The sequence below is a fragment of the Actinoplanes cyaneus genome (assembly GCF_016862095.1).
Taxonomy (GTDB): Bacteria; Actinomycetota; Actinomycetes; order Mycobacteriales; family Micromonosporaceae; genus Actinoplanes; species Actinoplanes cyaneus.
The window spans coordinates 1-18,158 of sequence record NZ_BOMH01000066.1; the positions used below are offsets into that span (position 1 = coordinate 1).

Annotated in this window: 17 protein-coding genes; 9 read left to right on the forward strand and 8 right to left on the reverse strand. The window is 71.5% G+C overall.

What is annotated here, in order from left to right; all coding sequences use genetic code 11:
- Positions 1-96: 96 nt before the first annotated feature.
- Positions 97-450 (forward strand): BlaI/MecI/CopY family transcriptional regulator, encoded by a 354-nt coding sequence (locus tag Acy02nite_RS37435; protein WP_239175547.1) that lies wholly within the window; start codon positions 97-99, stop codon positions 448-450.
- Here the strand turns inward: Acy02nite_RS37435 and Acy02nite_RS37440 are convergent.
- A complete protein-coding gene (locus tag Acy02nite_RS37440) occupies positions 440-1,000 on the reverse strand; it encodes a DUF1707 SHOCT-like domain-containing protein (RefSeq protein ID WP_239175548.1) in 561 nt (186 codons plus the stop codon). The two genes, Acy02nite_RS37435 and Acy02nite_RS37440, sit on opposite strands and share 11 nt — an antisense overlap.
- A 192-nt stretch (positions 1,001-1,192) precedes the next feature.
- Here Acy02nite_RS37440 and Acy02nite_RS37445 point away from each other — a divergent pair, with 192 nt between their 5' ends.
- Positions 1,193-3,679 (forward strand): DEAD/DEAH box helicase, encoded by a 2,487-nt coding sequence (locus tag Acy02nite_RS37445; protein ID WP_203752392.1) that lies wholly within the window; start codon positions 1,193-1,195, stop codon positions 3,677-3,679.
- A 55-nt stretch (positions 3,680-3,734) separates the two neighbouring features.
- Positions 3,735-4,955, forward strand: a complete 1,221-nt coding sequence (locus Acy02nite_RS37450) for a helix-turn-helix domain-containing protein (protein ID WP_203752394.1) — start codon at positions 3,735-3,737, stop codon at positions 4,953-4,955.
- A 276-nt stretch (positions 4,956-5,231) separates the two neighbouring features.
- On the opposite strand, the gene Acy02nite_RS37455 is transcribed toward Acy02nite_RS37450, so the two are convergent.
- Both Acy02nite_RS37455 and Acy02nite_RS37460 read right to left on the reverse strand, forming a co-directional pair.
- Positions 5,232-6,185, reverse strand: coding sequence for an S-4TM family putative pore-forming effector (locus tag Acy02nite_RS37455; protein WP_203752396.1), 954 nt, complete (start codon positions 6,183-6,185; stop codon positions 5,232-5,234).
- A 196-nt stretch (positions 6,186-6,381) separates the two neighbouring features.
- A complete protein-coding gene (locus Acy02nite_RS37460) occupies positions 6,382-6,927 on the reverse strand; it encodes a hypothetical protein (protein ID WP_203752399.1) in 546 nt (181 codons plus the stop codon).
- Positions 6,928-7,289: 362 nt separating this feature from the next.
- On the opposite strand from Acy02nite_RS37460, the gene Acy02nite_RS37465 reads away from it, so the two are divergent.
- From Acy02nite_RS37465 to Acy02nite_RS37475, 3 genes are all read left to right on the forward strand, one after another.
- Positions 7,290-8,813 carry a DUF6461 domain-containing protein gene (locus Acy02nite_RS37465; protein ID WP_203752402.1) on the forward strand — a complete coding sequence of 508 codons (1,524 nt, stop codon included), beginning with the start codon at positions 7,290-7,292 and terminating at the stop codon, positions 8,811-8,813.
- 302 nt (positions 8,814-9,115) lie between these two features.
- Positions 9,116-9,937 (forward strand): SAM-dependent methyltransferase, encoded by an 822-nt coding sequence (locus tag Acy02nite_RS37470; protein ID WP_203752405.1) that lies wholly within the window; start codon positions 9,116-9,118, stop codon positions 9,935-9,937.
- Between the two features lie 73 nt (positions 9,938-10,010).
- Complete coding sequence (locus Acy02nite_RS37475; RefSeq protein WP_203752408.1) at positions 10,011-11,051, forward strand: TOBE domain-containing protein; 1,041 nt, start codon at positions 10,011-10,013, stop codon at positions 11,049-11,051.
- Positions 11,052-11,109: 58 nt separating this feature from the next.
- Here Acy02nite_RS37475 and Acy02nite_RS37480 read toward each other — a convergent pair whose 3' ends face one another.
- Positions 11,110-12,585: a tetratricopeptide repeat protein gene (locus Acy02nite_RS37480; RefSeq protein ID WP_203752411.1), complete on the reverse strand. Its 1,476-nt coding sequence runs from the start codon at positions 12,583-12,585 to the stop codon at positions 11,110-11,112.
- Positions 12,586-12,908: 323 nt separating this feature from the next.
- On the opposite strand from Acy02nite_RS37480, the gene Acy02nite_RS37485 reads away from it, so the two are divergent.
- Positions 12,909-14,156, forward strand: a complete 1,248-nt coding sequence (locus Acy02nite_RS37485; protein WP_203752414.1) for a prolyl oligopeptidase family serine peptidase — start codon at positions 12,909-12,911, stop codon at positions 14,154-14,156.
- Here Acy02nite_RS37485 and Acy02nite_RS37490 read toward each other — a convergent pair.
- Positions 14,151-14,534, reverse strand: a complete 384-nt coding sequence (locus Acy02nite_RS37490; RefSeq protein ID WP_203752417.1) for a winged helix-turn-helix transcriptional regulator — start codon at positions 14,532-14,534, stop codon at positions 14,151-14,153. The two genes, Acy02nite_RS37485 and Acy02nite_RS37490, sit on opposite strands and share 6 nt — an antisense overlap.
- A 110-nt stretch (positions 14,535-14,644) precedes the next feature.
- Here Acy02nite_RS37490 and Acy02nite_RS37495 point away from each other — a divergent pair, with 110 nt between their 5' ends.
- Complete coding sequence (locus tag Acy02nite_RS37495; RefSeq protein ID WP_203752420.1) at positions 14,645-15,256, forward strand: NAD(P)-dependent oxidoreductase; 612 nt, start codon at positions 14,645-14,647, stop codon at positions 15,254-15,256.
- A gap of 1 nt (position 15,257) precedes the next feature.
- On the opposite strand, the gene Acy02nite_RS37500 is transcribed toward Acy02nite_RS37495, so the two are convergent.
- Together Acy02nite_RS37500 and Acy02nite_RS37505 are read right to left on the reverse strand one after the other, a co-directional pair.
- Positions 15,258-15,752, reverse strand: a complete 495-nt coding sequence (locus tag Acy02nite_RS37500) for a hypothetical protein (protein ID WP_203752423.1) — start codon at positions 15,750-15,752, stop codon at positions 15,258-15,260.
- A gap of 24 nt (positions 15,753-15,776) precedes the next feature.
- The gene (locus Acy02nite_RS37505; RefSeq protein WP_203752426.1) at positions 15,777-16,778 is read right to left on the reverse strand and encodes an alcohol dehydrogenase catalytic domain-containing protein; all 1,002 of its coding nucleotides are present in this window, start codon (positions 16,776-16,778) and stop codon (positions 15,777-15,779) included.
- Between the two features lie 114 nt (positions 16,779-16,892).
- Between Acy02nite_RS37505 and Acy02nite_RS37510 the strand changes: the two genes are divergently transcribed.
- A complete protein-coding gene (locus Acy02nite_RS37510) occupies positions 16,893-17,723 on the forward strand; it encodes an alpha/beta fold hydrolase (protein ID WP_203752429.1) in 831 nt (276 codons plus the stop codon).
- 30 nt (positions 17,724-17,753) lie between these two features.
- On the opposite strand, the gene Acy02nite_RS37515 is transcribed toward Acy02nite_RS37510, so the two are convergent.
- A complete protein-coding gene (locus Acy02nite_RS37515; RefSeq protein WP_203752432.1) occupies positions 17,754-18,134 on the reverse strand; it encodes a hypothetical protein in 381 nt (126 codons plus the stop codon).
- Positions 18,135-18,158 lie beyond the last annotated feature (24 nt).

Consider the following 18,158-nt stretch of genomic DNA (forward strand, 5'->3'; position numbering starts at 1 on the left):
CAGCGGAGCAGGACCACAGCGGACGTAGGACCTGAAGATCTTGGAATTGATCTTTCCGATTGCCGGTTTCACAGGGTCCATCGATAGAGTCACGGCGTGAGCAGACGGCGGCCCGGCCAGTTGGAGACGGAGATCATGACTGTGCTGGGCACGGCGGAGCGGCCGATGACGCCCGGTGAGGTCAGGGATCGGCTGGATCCGACCGGTGAGCTGTCCTACAGCACTGTCGTGACCACGCTGACCAGGCTTTACGAGAAGGGGTCGGCGTCGCGGCACCGGGACGGGCGCGCTTTTCGCTACGGTGCGCCGCACGGGCCGGCCGGGCTGGTGGCGGATCGGATGTCGCGGCTGCTCTCCGACGAGGCCGATCGGGCGTCGGTGCTGCGGCGGTTCGTGGGGAATCTGGACGCCAAGGACGAGCAGCTGCTGCGGGACCTGCTCAGCGAGTGATCTCGGGCGGGCGGGAGATCACTTCGACGGACGCGAACCAGGCTGTCACGTGGATCCGGACCTCGGGGGTGCCGGGGACGCGTGGCACCGGCGCGAGCTTCATCTCTCGTGAGCTGAAGGCGCTCAGCCCGGACAGGTCGACCTCCACGCCTTCCGGCACGATCACCTTCAGCTCGCCGAAGAACGTGCGACCGGTGATCTCGATGACGTCGGAGCTGGTCAGGACGGCCCGCAGGTCAAGCTCGGTGGCGCCGAAGACGGTGTTCGCCCGGACCGTCCGGTCCCGCACGCGCCAGCGACCCCGGCGCGTCGTCTGACTGAAAACGGTCAGGATCTTGTCGACCGTGTTCGACGAGCCGACGATCGGCTGCGCGGGCAGGCCGTCGGCGGCGTGGGCCAGCTCGGCGTCGGTCTCGGCGGCCCAGACGGCGCCGACGCGGACGCTGAACTCCTCCAGGGTCAGGCGGCCCTCGCCGCACGCGCGCTGCAGCAGCTCGGCCACTCGTTCCCGATCGCCGTCGTTGACGGGCGCCGGCACAGGAAGTCCCACGGCGCTGACCCTACAACCGTCCCGCACCCCGGCCTGCAACCGTCGCCGGGCACCATTCGCCCCATGCAAGATCACAAGAGAAGCCGAGTCGGGGCGATCGTCGCCGTCGTGGCGGCTGTGGTGAGCATCGCAGGGGGCCTTGCCGCTCCCCTTTACGCGGTGTTCGGTGGCAACTGACAAACTTGCAGGATCATGACGCTGACCGATCGCCTTCCCGGTAATGCCGAACCCGACGCCGTCTTCCTCGCTTTCCAGGCCTGGGTGGAGGAGCAGGGCATCACCCTGTACCCCCATCAGGAGGAGGCGCTGATCGAGATCGCGACCGGCGCCAACGTCATCCTGAACACCCCTACCGGCTCGGGCAAGAGCCTGGTCGCCGCCGGCGCGCACTTCGCCGCGCTCGCCGACGGCCGCACCACGTTCTACACCGCGCCGATCAAGGCGCTGGTCAGTGAGAAGTTCTTCGCCCTCTGCGCGATCTTCGGCGCGCACAACGTCGGCATGCTCACCGGCGACGCGAGCGTGAACGCGGACGCCCCGATCATCTGCTGCACCGCGGAGATCCTGGCGAACCTGGCGCTGCGCGAGGGCAAGAACGCCGACGTGGGCCAGGTCGTGATGGACGAGTTCCACTTCTACGCCGAGCCGGACCGTGGCTGGGCGTGGCAGGTGCCGCTGATCGAGCTGCCGCAGGCCCAGTTCATCCTGATGTCGGCGACGCTGGGTGACGTGACCCGGTTCGTCGACGACCTGAAGCGGCGCACCGGCCGGGAGACCGCGGTCGTCGCCAACGCGGAACGCCCGGTGCCGCTGCTGTTCGAGTATGCGATGACCCCACTGCACGAGACGATCGAGGAGCTGCTGAAGACCCGGCAGTCACCGGTCTACATCGTGCACTTCACGCAGGCCGCGGCGCTCGAGCGCGCCCAGTCGCTGATGAGCATCAACATGTGCACCCGCGAGGAGAAGGACGCGATCGCCGCCGCGATCGGCAGTTTCCGGTTCACCGCGGGCTTCGGGCGTACGTTGTCGCGCCTGGTCCGCCACGGCATCGGCGTCCACCACGCGGGCATGCTCCCGAAGTACCGGCGGCTCGTCGAGACCCTCGCGCAGGCCGGCCTGCTGAAGGTGATCTGCGGGACGGACACGCTCGGCGTCGGCATCAACGTCCCGATCCGCACGGTGCTGTTCACCGGCCTGTCGAAGTATGACGGGGTGAAGACCCGCCTGCTCAAGGCCCGCGAGTTCCACCAGATCGCGGGCCGGGCGGGCCGTGCCGGGTTCGACACGATCGGCACCGTGATCGTCCAGGCTCCCGAGCACGTGATCGACAACGAGCGGGCCCTGGCGAAGGCCGGCGACGACCCGAAGAAGCGGCGCAAGGTCGTCCGGAAGAAGCCGCCGGAGGGCCAGGTGGGGTATGGGCGGCCCACGTTCGACCGGCTGATCGAGGCCGATCCGGAACCGCTGACCTCGTCGTTCCAGGTCTCGCACGCCATGCTGCTGAACGTGCTGGCGCGCGGCCAGGACCCGTACGAGGCGATGCGGCACCTGCTCACCGACAATCACGAGGACTCGGCGGCGCAGCGCAGACACATCCGGCGGGCCATCGCGATCGCCCGGGCGCTGATCGCGGGCGGTGTCATCGAACGTACGCCGGAAGGGGTCTACAAGCTCGTCGACGACCTCCAGCTGGACTTCGCGCTGAACCAGGCGCTGTCCCCGTTCGCGCTGGCGTGCCTGGAACTGCTCGACAAGGAGGCCCCGGAGTATCCGCTGGACGTCGTCTCCGTCATCGAGGCGACCCTGGAGGACCCGCGGCAGGTGCTCTCCGCCCAGCGGCAGAAGGCGCGCGGCGAGGCGGTCAACGCCATGAAGGCCGACGGCATCGAGTACGAGCAGCGCATGGAGCTGCTCGAGGAGGTGACCTGGCCGCGTCCGCTGCTGGAGCTGCTCGAGGGCGCCTACGAGACGTACCGGCAGGGGCATCCGTACGTCGCCGACTACGAGATCAAGCCGAAGTCCGTGGTCCGCGACATGTACGAGCGGGCCATGACGTTCACCGAGTACGTGTCGTTCTACGGCCTGTCCCGTTCCGAGGGCCTGGTGCTGCGCTACCTCGCCGACGCGTACCGCGCTCTGCGGCAGACCGTCCCGGAGGACGCCCGTACGGAGGAATTGGGTGACCTGATCGAGTGGCTCGGCGAGCTGGTCCGCCAGGTCGACTCCAGCCTGCTCGACGAGTGGGAGCGGCTGCGCAACCCGGGCGCGGTCGTCGAGGAGGTGCGCATCGACGACAAGCCGCCGGCCGTGACGCGCAACGTCCGGGCGTTCAAGGTCCTGGTCCGCAACGCGATGTTCCGCCGGGTGGAGCTGGCCGCGATGAGCCGCTACCAGGAGCTGGGCGAGCTGGACGCGGAGTCCGGCTGGACCGCGGAACGCTGGCGCGAGGCGATCGACGGGTACTTCGACGAGTACGACACGATCGGCATCGGCGCCTCGGCCCGCGGCCCGCAGCTGCTGCAGCTGGACCAGGGCCCGAAGGTGTGGACGGTCCGGCAGGTCTTCGAGGACCCGGAGCGCGACCTGGACTGGGGCATCGACGCCACCGTCGACCTGGAGGAGTCCGACGAGATCGGCAGCGCGGCGATCACGATCGTGGCGGTCGGCCCGCACTGACGTGGTGGTGCGGGCATGTACCACCACCGGCACGTGCCCGCCCTAGCGTCGGGGTATGACGCCTCGACCCACCGCCGACCCGACCATCGGGGACCGCATCAAGGACCGGCGCCTGCGGCGCAATTGGAGCATCCGGTACGCCGCGAGCCGCGCCGGCGTCTCGCACGCCACCTGGAGCCGGATCGAGCGGGGGCTGCAGGCCGCCGACAACCGGTTCATGCTCGCCGACCTGGCCGGCGCCCTGGAATGCTCACCGGCCGAGCTGGCCGGGACGGCGGTGCCGGCCGGGGATCGGGAGGCGGTCGCGGCGCACGCCGCGGTCCACGCGATCCGGCAGGCCCTGGTCGAGCTGGACCTCTCGGATCCGGCGTCCGGCCTGGTCCCGCGGCCGGCGTCTCCCGCGGTCACAGCCATGGCCCGGACGCTGGCGCTGGTCGACTCGCTGCGGCAGGCGTGCGACTACGCGGGCGCGGGCCGGCTGCTCCCCGAGCTGCTGCGCGGCCTGCACCCCGCGCTAGGGACCGGCGACCGGGCGCGGGCGCTGCGCCTGCTGTGCGACGCCACCTTCATCGCCTCGTCGGTGCTGCGCAACCTGGGCCACCCCGCCGAGTCCTGGCTGGGCGCGGAGCGTTGCCGGGACGCCGCCGACGCGTCGCAGGATCCGGTCCTTCAGGGGTACGCCGCCTACGCCCGCGCCAGTGCGGCGAGCGCCTGCGGTTCGTACGACCGCGCGTACACCGTGGCGTCCCGGGCGGTCGACGCCCTCGGTCCGTACACCGGCCGCCCTGGTTGTCCGGAAATGATCGGCTCCCTGCAGTTGATCTGCGCCTACGTGAGCCGGGGCCGCAAACGCCCGGACGAGAGCCGCGCCTGGTCCGCCGAGGCCGCCGCGACGGCCGCGCGCACGGGTGAGACGACGACCCTGGGCCTGTTCTTCGGGCCGACGAACGTCAACATCTGGCGGATCGGCATCGAAGCCGACGGTGACGACGCCGCCCTTGCCGCCGCGATCGCCCGGGAGACCGATCCGGCGATCCTGCCGTACGGCTTCCGGCAGGTCTTCTTCTACACCGACACCGCCCGGGCGCTGGCCCGGCTGCGCAACCGCGACCGGGAGGCGATCCGTTTCCTGCTCACCGCGGAGCGGGTGGCGCCCCAGCACGTCCACACGTCGTCGCTGGTGCAGGAGACCGCGCGGGCCCTGCTGGACCGCTCCCGCCGGATGGCCGGCGGTGCCGAACTACGCGGCCTCTGCGACCGCCTGAACATCGGCTGACCGCCGCCCCCCGCATCGTGAAGCCAGCCGTCGACACCCGACCTGCGGCCTGCCCGGGAAGCAGGTCCGGCGCCGGCTTCCGGCTGGTCCTCACGGTCGTTACCCGCCGGCGACAACAACTATGAGCACCAGCCGACAAGAGCGAGCCGCCCCACGGCTCGGCAGGGAAGCAGCGCCGGCGCGGGCTTGTACCTGGTCACCACGGTGGCTATCGCGACGCATTACGACGGTGGGCACCAGCCGGCGTGCGGGCCGGCGGGGTGCCCGCAACGACCGCTACGGTGCCGGGCGCTGGCGCGGGGCTCGGGCGTGCAGGCCGCCGGCGATCAGTTCGGTGCGGACCTCGGCCAGGCCGGCGTCGAAGTCGCTGCGGTCCTGGGTGTAGTAGCGCCGGAAGAACCACGACGGGACCCGGGGCGCCCGCCGCCGGGAGAGGTAGAGCTGGTCCTGGACCTGCCGGGCCATCAGGCACAGTTGCCGGTCGGTCTCCGGGTTCCGGCCGGCCGCGGCCAGTTGCAGGCAACGTGTCCGGGAGAGCCCGCAGACCCGTTTGCGGTCGCTCGCGATGCCGCGCTGCTCGCGGAAGGTGTCCCAGCCGAGCATGAACATGCCCAGCGACGGCACGCACCACTGCACGACCAGCTCGGTGATGGTCGAGCCGCGGATCATCGCGGTGATCAGGCCGACCGCGGCCCACGTGCACAGGCCGAGCATGACCGCCTGCGCGTACCGCCGCCGGACCCGCCCGCCCCAGGAGAGGTTCAGCTGCTGGCGGGCCAGGACATCGAAGGGCCGGGGCAGATTCGGCATCCCGTACGTGTCCCGGACCTGCTCGCCGCGATACCGGCTGCTCAGGTGCCGCACGTCCTCCGGGGAGATCTCCTCGCCGGTGAGGACGCAGTTCCACGGCAGGCGGAAGAACCGCACCTCGAACGACTCCTGCAGCAGCGCGGCCCGGCGCAGTTCCCGGTCGGCCCAGGAGGCCAGTCCGAGCGAGTAGGCGAGCGCCCACAGCACGCCGGTCACGGCGACCGTGACGCTCAGCGCCCCGGCCGGCTGCGCGCCGGTGAAGACGGTCACCAGGCCCGCCGCGGCCAGCACAGCCGAGATGATCAGCCGGATGGCGGCGAGCCGGCGCACCCGGGTGTGTGAGACCGCGGTGGCGCGCAGAAGGTGACTCAGCGTGGGGTCGATCGGTCGTTGCCGCACGGGCGGTCTGCGATCGGACATGACGGTCACCGCCTTCGCACAGTGACATCGGGCAAGCGCCGCGAAGGGGTATTACCTGCCATTGTCGCCAAAAACACCAACGTGCGTCTATATGCTGAGATCACAGGTTGGACTCACGGTTACAGAAAGCGAGTAAACACGCGACACAAAGAGTCGCCTTACGACTACGCGCAGTGATGCTGTGGAGTGAGCCGGTCTAATCGGCGGGCGCGATCGACACCACGCTGACGCCGATGCCGGCCGCCGCGGCCCGCGCGACGAGTTCCTCCCCCAGCCGCTCGTCCAGGCCGGCCGGGCAGTGCCACCAGCCGGTCACCTCGTCATTGCCGGGGAACAGCAGGTCACAGTTGGTCCAGCCGCCCTCGAACGGGAACGAGGACAGCACCTTGGCGAGCCGGTCGACGAGCACCCCGGTGACCGGCACGGCCCTGAGCACGATCGCGATCCGGCGTTTCTCCGGCAGGTCGTCGTACGTGTCCGCGACGTCCATCGACTCCTGCTCGCTGAGCACGGCGGCGACGATCCGGTGCAGCCCGTTGAGCACGTCGCCCCCGGCCGGCTCCACCACGATCGGCTCGCGGAAGTCCCCGTGCGCGACCAGCTCGGCCCGGAGCAGATCGACGACACGGGCGTCGTCGGGGTCGGCCAGCAGATCGGGAATCGCCCTTTTCCACGTCTCGCCGCCGGCCGGGGGCCGGTACGTCGCGAGGATCTCCCTGAGCGGCATCCGGCGTACGGTCACGCGGAAAGGCTTGCACAGCCATGGGTGGACTGCCATTCACCGAAAGGGGAACAGAAATGGCACCGATAGGGGGACCGGCATACCGGCCACGGCGGTGAGGACGACGGTGTCCGGGCCCGGAAGCAGGCCTGAACCGGGCCGACGGCCATACCGGCGGACATTTCCACGCGGCGTCCGGACCGGCGAACGCGGCCACGGCATACAACGGGAATTCGCCCCGTCGCAAACTGATCGACGCCAAAAGTGGCGATCACCGACACGGTCGCGACGATTGTCGGGATCAGTTCGGGGTCCGCCACGCTATTGGGCTAGGGTCGGACGATTTCACTCCGGGGCACGATCACGGAACGTACGGTGACCGGGTGGGGGACGAGGCCGCCGAGTACTACGACCGGATGCTGGTGGACGCCGAGTGGGGCGAGGCGTTCTGCCTCACCTTCGTGCGGGGCCTCGACGAGTCCGCGCTGATCAGTGCGTTCGGTGGCGATCCCGCAGCGGTCAGGTCACCGGTGGATCTCGCTCAGGTCCTCGACACGTTCCGGTACGGCGAGGAGCCCGCCACCCTCCTGATCGCCACGGCCGGCGACTGGCGGATCGGCATCGAGGTCAACGGCGGCCAGGGGTGGCGCGCCGAGGTGCTGCGGAGGGCCGCCGCGGCCGGGGACGGCACGGCGCTGAGCGTGTTCCGTGACATCAGCGGACGGTCCGAGTTCACCTACGTGACCGGGGATCGGGTCCAGGCGGTGATCGACCACATCCGCCCGCAGCGACGGTCCGGCACGAACCCGGAGGTCCTCGACGCGCTGCTGGCCGGGCTCCCGTTCGGCCACCGGGACGACATCATCCCGGAGGCGGCGGGGCTCGCGCTGGCCGAGCGGATCACCGGCGTACGGCTGCCGCTGGATCTTCTGGAGCAGGACCTGCCGGGCGTGATCCTGACACCGGTGCCGGACGATCTGGTCCCGGAGGGCGGGCGTGGCCTGGCCGCGCTGGATCACCCGTTCATCCGGCGGATGCTGGCCGCGCCGACGCGGGAGAACCTGCCGGCGATGCTGGCGTTCCGCACGCGGCTGATCGCCGAGGATGCCGGTCTGCTCGGCGAACCGGCCGTCCAGGGGGTGCTGACCGCGCTCGACGCGGACCGGCCGGCCGCGCCGGAGTTGCGGGCCCGGCTGCGTGAGCTGCACCAGCGTCTCGCCGGAGACCTGCAGGCGATGAACGCGGTGCAGGACGTCGCGGCGGCCGCGTTCGACACCGGTGATCCGGTGGAGCGGTTCGCGACGACGTACGCGATCCACGACAGTGACCGCAGTCTGCAGGCGGTCGTGCTGCGCCGCTGTGCCCTGCACGCCGTGCCGTCCGCGGCTCCCGTGGCGCCGTCCGCTCCGGTGCCGGCTCCCGCGCCGGTCACCGCTCCGCCACGCACGGCGGCAACATCGTCCGCGTACGCCGTGGTGGCGAAGGAATTTGCCGTCTGGGACCCCGGGAAGCAACGCACGGTGACGCGCTGGCTCGCCCGGCGCGCGTTCGAGGTCGCCGGACTGGCCACCCTCGACTGGGCCCGCCCCGCGCTGGAGGCCCTGGACCGCGGCGAGCCGCTGCCGTTCCCGGACCGGCGCTCGGTGTTCCGGCTGATCTCCGCGGCCGCGCTGGTGACCGCGACCACCGGGCTGCCGCTCGATCAACTGGAGAACCGCCTGACCGAGAGTCAGCGCGCTGAGCTGCGAGAACGCATCGATCGGGCGCCGATGGCGGTGATCACGATCTTCAACACGGCGAATCCGGACCCGGCCCGGGCGCTGGAGGACACGTTCGTCACCGCGCTGGAGACGTTCGACGGCCGCCCCGAGGACCTGATCGCCGAACTGCGCGCCCAGTTCTGCTGAGAACCCCGACCCCACCTGCGCGTACGGCGTCAGCCCGGTCCCGTGGTCACGGCCCGCGCCCCGATCCAGGCACCCGCCCCAGCCGCGCCGCGGACTTCCGGCTGGTCCTCATGGTCGTTATTCGTCCCTCATAACGACCATGAGGACCAGCCGGGAGCCGCCTCGAACACCGGGTGAGGACGAAACGGGACCGATCCGGCCTAGGCGCGTGACAATCCCCGCAGAGGGATGCTGTCCATTGCGGACGCGCGGCCGAGTATTACGATGCGTGCGGATCTTCGGCTCGGCTTGAGGAGGCGTCGGTGGCTGACCGGCGAAACGCACTGGATCGGATCGACACCACCGTGGCGCACCCGGCCCGCCGTTACAACTACCTGCTCGGCGGGAAGGACAACTTCGCGGCCGACCGGGCCTCGGCCGACGCCATCGAGAAGGGCATGCCCACGATCCGGCTCGCCGCGATGGAGAACCGGTACTTCCTCCAGCGGGCCGTCAGGTTCCTCGCCGAGGAGCACGGCATCCGCCAGTTCCTGGACGTCGGCACCGGCATCCCGACGGCGGACAACACCCACGAGGTCGCGCAGCGGATCGACCCTGCCGCGCGGATCGTCTACGTCGACAACGACCCGATCGTGCTGACGCATGCCCGTGCGCTGCTGACCAGCACGCCGGAGGGCGTCACCGCCTACATCGACGCGGACCTGCGCGAGCCGCGGACCATCCTGGACGACGAGGAGGTCCGTTCGACGCTCGACTGGACCAAGCCGATCGCCCTGATGCTCGTCGCGGTGCTGCACTTCATCCGTGACGACGAGGACCCGCAGGGGGTCGTCGACACCCTGCTCGACGCACTGCCGCCGGGCAGTTTCGTCGTCGCCTCCCACTCCACCTGGGAATACCTTCCGGCCGCCGCGATCGAGCAGCTGGAGGCCGCGAACGCCGACGGCCGGTTCCGTGCCCGCACCGGCGAGCAGCTGGGCAAACTGTTCAGCCGGCTGGACCTGCTGGAGCCCGGCGTGCAGTCGGTCGCGCAGTGGTGGCCGGAGCAGGCGTCGCAGCCGCGTCCCTCCATCGAGGACGTGGCCTTCAACGCGATCGTGGGACGGGTCCGCGCCACGGAGTGATCCGTGTTGGCGGCACGTCAACGAAACGGTACCGTCCTCGGGGTTCACGTCGATGTGCCCCGAGGAGACGCGTGTGGAGCCGGTCGGCTCGGAGGAGGCCCGCCTGCGGATCGCCAGGTATCTGGAGAGTCCGCCGCAACCGGCGACGCCGCCTCGGCCGGGGATCCAGCTGCCTGACATCGCCGATTACTGGCCCGACGCGCCGCACCGGCAACGCGCCCCCGGCCGGCCCGGTCCCGTGCCGTCCGGTCCCATGCCGCATGGCTCGGGGCCGCACGGCTCGGAGCCGCTGCCGATGCGGGAGCAGCCGGCCCGCCGGTGGCGGCACCGCCCGGTCGTCGTCACCGGTGTTCTCGCGCTCGCCGTGATCGGCGGTTCTGTCGTGCTGGCCCGGCCGCTGACCGACGCCGACGTAAGGCGCGAGTCCCGGCCGCTGCCGGTCGTCCCGGCCGAGTCGGCGCAGGTCGTCATCCCCCTCGAGCCGAGCCCGGCGCCGTCCGGCTCACCGTCGCCGGTCTTTACGACCACGCCCGTCAAGGCCTCCCCCACCACCGCGCCGGCACCCGTCCAGGGCGGGTTCGAGCTGGTCACCGGTGTCACCGACCTGGTGGTGCGCACGGCCGACCTGGACGGCGACGAGTTCCGGGTCAGCGGGCCGGGCGCGGGCACGTTCAGCGGCGGCGTGCTGCGGCTCAGCGCGAAACCGGACGGCGGCACCGGCCCGGTCGAGGTCCGGCTCAGCGACGCCCGGGTCTGGCAGCTACGGATCGGCGCCGGGACGAGATCGGTCACGCTGGACCTGGGCGGCGGGACGGTCAGCCGGATCGACCTGGACGGCGGCGCCGAACGGATCGACATCACCCTGGGCAGGCTGACCAGGACCGTGCCGATCCGGATGGCGGGCGGGGTCAGCACGTGGCGGATCCGGACGGCCACCAAGATCCCGGCCCGTGTCCAGGTCGGCAACGGCGCGGGCGACGTCGTCCTCTACGGAAAGCACTCGGGCGGCACCGGCGCCGGGACGACGCTGCGCTCCGGCGATCTCGACGATGCGCCGGGGCTGGACGTCACCGCGGCGGGCGGCCTGGGAACCCTGGAGATCACGGCGAACTGAGCATCCGCTCCACCGACCGGCGTAACAGGATGTCCGCAGGCTGCGCCGCGTGGCTCGGTCAGCCGGCGTACCGCGGTGTCTGCAGGCTGCGGCGGAACTCGGCATGGGCGCTCTGGAACACCCCGTTGAGGCGTTCCAGCTCGGCCGGCGTCGGCTCCCGCCGCAGCTCCACGCTGAGCTTGAACTCGCCGTCCTCGATCGTCACGCCCAGCCGTTCCAGCAGGTCCCCGGGCAGCCGCGTGATCACGAAGTCGTGGAACGCGGCGGCGATCGTCTCCTCCATGTCCCCGCACCCGCACGTCCGGCCCTCGAGGACCGCACCGAGGTGACTGCGGCCGACCAGCGCGTCCGGGTGCGCCGGCCCGAGCAGCGGCAGCCCCTCCTCCAGCACTCTCCGCGCCTCCGGCAACCGGCCCTCGTGCTGCAGGAACAGGCCGAGCGCCACCGAGGCCCGCCCGACCGTCTCGTGATCGGCGCCCCGGCGCGCCTGCGCCACGGCCTCGGTCAGTCGCTGCTCGGCGGGCCCGGTGTGACCGGATTCGTTCAGCGCCAGCCCCCAGTTGCGCAGCACCTGGCTCAGCAACTCCGGCCGGCCGACCCGTTCGGCCCGCAGGTGCGCCGCCGCGTAGGTCCGCAGCGCTGCCTCGCCGTCGCCGGCCTCGCTCTGCGCCATCGCCAGTCCGAGCGACGCCATCACCGCCTCCTCCAGCCGCCCCTGCCGGTCGTAGGTGTCGAGGACCCGCTCGATCGCCTCCACGCGGCCGGACTGGTCGCCGAGGTCACTGCTCAGGTTCGCCAGCGCGGAAAGGGTGTTCAGCGTCGTCTGATGATCCGGGCCGAGCCGGGTCTGCACCGCGTCGATCAGGGCCCCGAGCAGCTCCTTCGACGCCGGGTCACCGTGGTCGAGCCGGGCCGCCACCGAGCCGGCGAGTTCCTCGACGACCGTGTCCGGCAGCTGGTCCAGCCCGACGAAGAGCGGCTCGCCCGTGCGCCCGGCGTGCACGACGGCGGCCCGCAACGCCAGCGCGGTCGCGACCCGGGCGTGCCCGTTGCGCCAGAAGTTCGCCACGGCCTCCTCGACGACCTGCCGCGCCTGCGCCACGTCGCCGCGCTCCAGCAGCAGGTCGGCGAGGGGCTCCAGGCCGAACGCGTAACCCGCGTGCTCCCGCCCGTAGAACGCCAGCCGCTCGCGCGCCCCCTCCCGGAGCGCCGCCTCGGCCTCGTCGAGCCGGCCCGCCATCCGCAGCGCCATGCCTAGATTCATCCGGTACGTGAGCTGGTCCTTCTGCGTCTCGTAGTCCCGCGTCGGCGCGCCGGCCGCCTGCCGGAAACACTCGATCGCCCGGTCCAGCTGGTCGGCGTTGAGCAGCACGTTGCCCAGATCGCACTGCGCGGAGGCCCACTCGGGGCTGCCCGCCCCGTGCTTATCGGTCACCGCCCGCAGCTCGCGGACCACCACGTTCTCGGCGTCGACCAGGCGGCCTTCCCGCAGAAGCGCGAACGCCACATCGACCGGCATGGGTGTCGTCGTCACGATCGCCGAGTCTAGGGTCCGAGGCCCCGGCTGGTGCTCAGGGGTGTTTCGGGCCCCCTTGACAGCCCGGAAAGCCAGCCGCGACGGCCGGGCTGGTGCTCAGGGCTGTACCGGAGCGCTTTTGCAGCCGTGAGCGCCAGCCGGCCAAGCGGCGACCGAGCGGCGGCCCGGCGGCGGCCCAGCGGCTGCCAAGCTCGCTGATGTTGCCAGGGTGTTTCCGGCGGGATACGTTGCAGCCATCGACAAATGTCGCTGCGATGTGCCGGGCCTGCCGACGGCGAGCCGGGACGGTCCGCTGCGACCGTCCGATGGAGGGCAGGCCCATGTCCATCAGCCGCCGCACCGTTCTCGCCGCCACCGCCGGCGCCGCCAGCAGTCTCGCACTGCCCGGCCTCGCCCCAGCCGGAGCCGCGACCACAACCGGAGCCGGAGCCGCGACCGGCGGGACCGGGACCACCGTCGGGTTCCGGCTCGACGCGAGAACGCTCGACGGCGGTGAGCAGGTCGTCTCGGTCACCCTGAACACCGCGAGGCTGGCCCCGCGCGAGATCACACCCGGCACGTTCACCGTGCACGCCAGGGCCACCAGTCCCATCCCGATCGCTCCCGGGGATCAGATCTTCTCCGAGTACGACCTCGACCGCCCGGTCACCGCCGCCCGCGTCGACCGCCGCGGCAACATCGTGCTCGAGCTCAGTCACGCGGAGGGTCAGCTCGGCGGCGGCACGCTCGGCTACCTCGCGAGCCGGGGCCGCAACGTCCGGCTCGACCTCGACTACACGATCACGCAGAATACCCCGCTGCCCACCCGGCACGGACGACCGGTGACGATCAGCCGCTTCGTCCAGGGGCGACTGGCGAACCCGGAGGTGGACGCGTTCGGCTACCACGTCTCCGGCTCGGGCCTGAAGTATCGCCTGTTCGAGCCGTCGTCGCACGGCCGGCGTCCGCTGGTCGTCTGGCTGCACGGCGGCGGGGAGGGCGCGTCCCTGCCGGACGGTTACTACGACAACGAGACGACGCTGCGGGCGAACCGTGGCGCTCTCGGCTTCGCGACCCGGGAGGCGCAGCGGATCTTCGGTGGCGCTTTCGTGGTGGCGCCGCAGAGCACGTCGTACTGGATCGAAGATGGTGATCGTTTCGCCCCGCTGATCCGGGAGATCGTCGACGAGGTGTCGCGCCGGCACCGGGTCGACCGGAACCGGATCTACGTCGCCGGCTGCAGCAACGGCGGCTACATGAGCCTGAAGATGACCACTGTCTACCCGCGGCTGTTCGCGGCGTCGGTCCCGATCTGCGGCGTCGTGCAGTCGCTGATCCCGGACGCCGAGCTGGCCCGGATCACCACGCCGACGTGGCTGGTCACGTCCCTCGACGACGACACGGTCGACCCGGTGGCCAACACGGTCCACGCCCACGAGGTGATCCCGCGCTCGCGGGCGACCCTCTACGACCACGTGGTGTGGGACGGCTACCAGTTCCCCGGTCACTGGTCCTGGATCTATGTGGCCCGCAACGCCCCGGTCATCGACGGCACCCACATCTGGCAGTGGATGGCCCGGCAGTCATGACCCCGTCGCGGCCGGGCGGGCGGTGAACGCGGCGCGGGCGGCGACCAGGTCGCCCATGTGCTCGGTGCACCACGAGCGGGCCGCGTCGAGGAGCTTCAGCAGGCTGTGGCCCAGCGGCGTGAGCGAGTACTCGACGCGGGGCGGATTCTCGTCGTACGCCGAGCGGGTTATCAAACCGTCCCGCTCCATGGACCGTAGCGTCTCGGCGAGCACCTTCGGCGTGACCCGCCGCAGCGGAACCCGCAGCTCGGTGAAGCGTCTCGGCCCGCCCTCCAGACACAGGAGGACCATCGCGGTCCACTTGTCACCGATCTGGAACGGCATGACCGTCGTCGGGCAGGCCGGGTCGAACATGTCGGGCTGGAGTCCGGCAGTCATGCCGCGAGCCTATCGCCGGCCCCGGGCCTGACGCTGCCCTCGGGACCGCACCCCAGGCCGGCGCCGGTTTCGTTGCGGTAACCGGGGGTGGACCGCCTACCGTCGCCGGCATGAGCAGCATCGTCATTTTCGGCGCGGGCGGCCGGGCCGGTCGCGCCATCAGCGAAGAGGCCCGCACCCGTGGCCATCAGGTCGTCGCCGTCCTGCGGGATCCGGCGCGGCATCCCGGCATCGTCCAGGCCGTGCGCGGCGACGTCACCGACCCCGGGCAGGTCGCCGAGCTCGTGAAGGGAAGCGACGCCGCGGTCAACGCGGTCAGTCCGGCGTCCGGGCCGGAGGAGCTCGCCGCACTGGACCTCGACCCGGAGTTCTTCGCCAAGGCCGCGGACGCCCTGACCGGCTCGGGGGTGCCCAGGGTCGTCGCGGTGGGCCTGGTCGCCAACCTGGACGGCGCGCCCGCGATGCCGGAGCCGTTCCAGCCGTTCACCCGGGCGCACGCGGCGGGCCTGGAACGCCTGCGCACGTCGGACGCCGACTGGGTGATGCTGACGCCGCCGATGACGCTGTCGGTGGACGCGCCACGGCTCGGCAGGTACCGGACGGGCGGGGAGACGTTCGTGGACGGGCACCTGTCGTACGCCGACCTCGCCGTTGCCGTCGTCGATCAGATCGAGCGACCGACCCTGCACGGCACCCGCGCGACCGTCTTCAACGTGGACTGACTCACCGTGGGCTGATCGTCGTGCGGCCACCCGGGGCGCCGTAGAGCCACAGGGTCCCGGGCGGCGGCGCCGGCAGCGTGCCCCGCAGCAGCGCGCTCAGGGCCTGGCCGAGCTCGGCGATCGGCCCCACGTCATACGCGTGATCGCCCCGGAACACCAGGTGCCAGTCGTCGGCCTGGCCGGGTGTCCGGGGCGGACGGTCACGCAACCGCGCCGCGGTGTCCTCGAACAGCTCGGCGAGCTCCTCGCGCTCCTCGGCGGCGAGCCCGAGCGCGACGTCGAAGAACAGGTCACTGACCATCGCCTGGGTGCGCAGCTCCTCCACCCGGCGGTTCCACCAGGCCGGACGATGCTCGGGCGGGATGCCCTCGACGTCGCGCAGGAGCTGGCCGAGCAGAATCGCCAGGGCGCCGTCGTACGCCCAGATCTCGCGCTCCGGATCCGGAAGGTCCGGCGGCGGTCCCCCATAGCAGCCGATCGACCTGGTTTTGCTCACCGATCCATGGTCGCGTATTCCCGCTCACGGCACGAGGATCAACCGGATCGGATTACCCTCCTTCTCGTCGAGCTGCCGGACCGCTTCGGCTGCCTGGGCGAGCGGCAGGATCCCGCTCACCGACCGGGAGAACTCCAGGCGGTTCAGCGCGACCAGCGACAACAGCTCGAGGACGCTCTCCGGGCCGGAGCCGTAGTGGCCGCGGACCTGCTGCTCCAGGTAGCTGAAACGGGTGCCGTCCGGAATGGTCAGCGGCTGGTTCGTGAGCCCGACCAGGATCAGCTTGCCCCAGCGGGCGAGGCTGCGGGCCGCCTGCACGCGCACCGGGGCGACACCGGCGAAGTCGAACGCGTAGGCCAGCCCGGTCCCGCCGGTGGCCTCGCCGACCAGGCTCGCGAACTCGCCGTCGGCCGGGTCGAGCGCCAGGTCGGCGCCGAACTGCAGGGCGCGCTCACGGGCGCCGGGCAGCGGGTCGACCGCGATGATCGGGGCGGCGCCGATCATTCGGAGCAGCTGGACGGCGTGCGCCCCGAGGCCGCCGACGCCCCACACGCCGACCGCGCGGGCGGCCTGCACGCCGGCGGTCGCGGTGATCGCGGCCCACGGGGTGGAGACCGCGTCCGGGATGAAGCAGGCCTGCTCGAACGAGAGCGTGTCCGGGATCGGGACGACCGTGGCAGCGCTGGAGACCGCGTACTGCGCCCAGCCGCCGTCGTAGTCGACGCCCCTGGTCAGCACGGCTCCGCCGGTGATCTCCCCGGCCTGCAGCAGCACCCGCTCGCCGACGGTCAGCCCGGTCACCCCCTCGCCGACCTCGTCGATCACGCCGGCCGTCTCGTGCCCGAGGGTGACACTGTCCCCTTTCAGGTAGAGCGGCTTGAGCATGCCCTGGATCAGGTGCACGTCGGAGAGGCACACCCCGGCGGCGCGCACCGCGATCCGGACCTGGCCGGGACCGGCGTGCGGCTCGTCCACCTCCTCGACGGCGAACTTCCCGGTGGAAACGTTCAGACGGCCAGCCAGCATTTCCCGATTCCTCCGACTTTCGACATCCTTTGATCAAATGCGTACCACGAATCCGGTCGGCCCGTGCCAGGGACCTGCCAGCCGGATACCAGCCGGGTCGGCCACGCTGCGCCCATGGAGACGATGAGCGGCACGGTGACCTCGGACGACGGAACGACCATCACCTTCCTGGAGTACGGCACGGGCCCCGGACTGGTGATCGTCCCCGGCAACAATCGACGGGCCCACCACTACGCCACGCTCGCCGGTCTGCTCGCCGGCAGCTACCGGGTGACCGTCATCGACCGGCGCGGGCGCGGGCGGAGCGGGCCGCAGGGGGCTGACTACAGCGTCGACCGGGAGGCCGAGGACGTGCAGGCGGTGCTGGCGGCCCGTGGGGCGACCTTCCTGTTCGGGCACAGCTACGGCGGGCTGATCGCCCTGCACGCGGCGCTGCTGAAGCCGCCGGCCGCGCTCGCCGTCTTCGACCCGGGCGTCAGCATCGACGGGTCGTTCCCGTCCGGCTGGCTGCCCCGCTTCACCGCACTGCTCGATCGGGGACGGCACCACGCCGCGATGGCCCTGTTCCTGCGGGAGAGTCGCCTGTCGCCGCTCGGCGACGCGCCCCGGCCGGTGTTCTGGGCGCTGGCGTTCCTGCTGTTGCACGGCTCCGACGGGCCGGACACCAAGGCGATGATGGCCACCACGCCCCGCGAGGTCGGTGAGGTGGTGCGGCTCGACTCGGACGGGTCCCGGTACGCCGCGGTCACGTGCCCGGCGCTGCTGCTGGGCGGGGGCCGGACGCCGTCGTACCTCCGCGACGTCCTTCCGAGGCTCGCACAGCTCATGCCCGGCTCGTGGTGCGAGATCATCGACGGTCTCGACCACAACGCGCCCGACCTGAACGCGCCGGAGGAGATCGCGGGGCGGCTCGCGGCGCTCATGAGGCGCACGTCATCGGTCTGAACCGCGGCCGGGACCGTCGATGCACCGGAATCAGCGATCCGCGGAAGGACCCTCCAGCGCGACCCGGGCCGGCCGCGCATCGTCCAGGGCGGTCTGCTGCTGCTGGAAGAAGCTGGCGAGCGTCTGACCGAAGACCCCCTGCACGATCCCGCAGTCCTGGCACCTGAGGTTGCTGTCGAGCCGGCCCGTCGCGCAGTGCGCGCAGGCCCCGTTGTCGCGCGGGTCGTGGTAGGTGGCCAGGGCCTCGGCCAGGGCGCGCGCGGCCGGCTGGCTCAAGGTCAGCCGCTCGGTCTCGCCGCGCCACCCGATCTCCAGGGTGCCCAGTTCGGGGGCGTCGCGGTCGAACTGGTCGATGCGGTGGACGAACTCCCGGATGACCTTCAGAACTTCGTCAGAACGCGTACGCGGCATGGAGGGAAAGCTATCGGTCACCGC

Excerpts from the sequence above, each read along its gene's own strand:
- Acy02nite_RS37505 (WP_203752426.1), bottom strand. The coding sequence starts at position 16,778 with ATGCTGGCTGGCCGTCTGAACGTTTCCACCGGGAAGTTCGCCGTCGAG.
- Acy02nite_RS37485 (WP_203752414.1), top strand. The coding sequence starts at position 12,909 with ATGTCCATCAGCCGCCGCACCGTTCTCGCCGCCACCGCCGGCGCCGCC.
- Acy02nite_RS37495 (WP_203752420.1), top strand. The coding sequence starts at position 14,645 with ATGAGCAGCATCGTCATTTTCGGCGCGGGCGGCCGGGCCGGTCGCGCC.
- Acy02nite_RS37450 (WP_203752394.1), top strand. The coding sequence starts at position 3,735 with ATGACGCCTCGACCCACCGCCGACCCGACCATCGGGGACCGCATCAAG.
- Acy02nite_RS37490 (WP_203752417.1), bottom strand. The coding sequence starts at position 14,534 with ATGACTGCCGGACTCCAGCCCGACATGTTCGACCCGGCCTGCCCGACG.
- Acy02nite_RS37445 (WP_203752392.1), top strand. The coding sequence starts at position 1,193 with ATGACGCTGACCGATCGCCTTCCCGGTAATGCCGAACCCGACGCCGTC.
- Acy02nite_RS37455 (WP_203752396.1), bottom strand. The coding sequence starts at position 6,185 with ATGTCCGATCGCAGACCGCCCGTGCGGCAACGACCGATCGACCCCACG.
- Acy02nite_RS37510 (WP_203752429.1), top strand. The coding sequence starts at position 16,893 with ATGGAGACGATGAGCGGCACGGTGACCTCGGACGACGGAACGACCATC.
- Acy02nite_RS37515 (WP_203752432.1), bottom strand. The coding sequence starts at position 18,134 with ATGCCGCGTACGCGTTCTGACGAAGTTCTGAAGGTCATCCGGGAGTTC.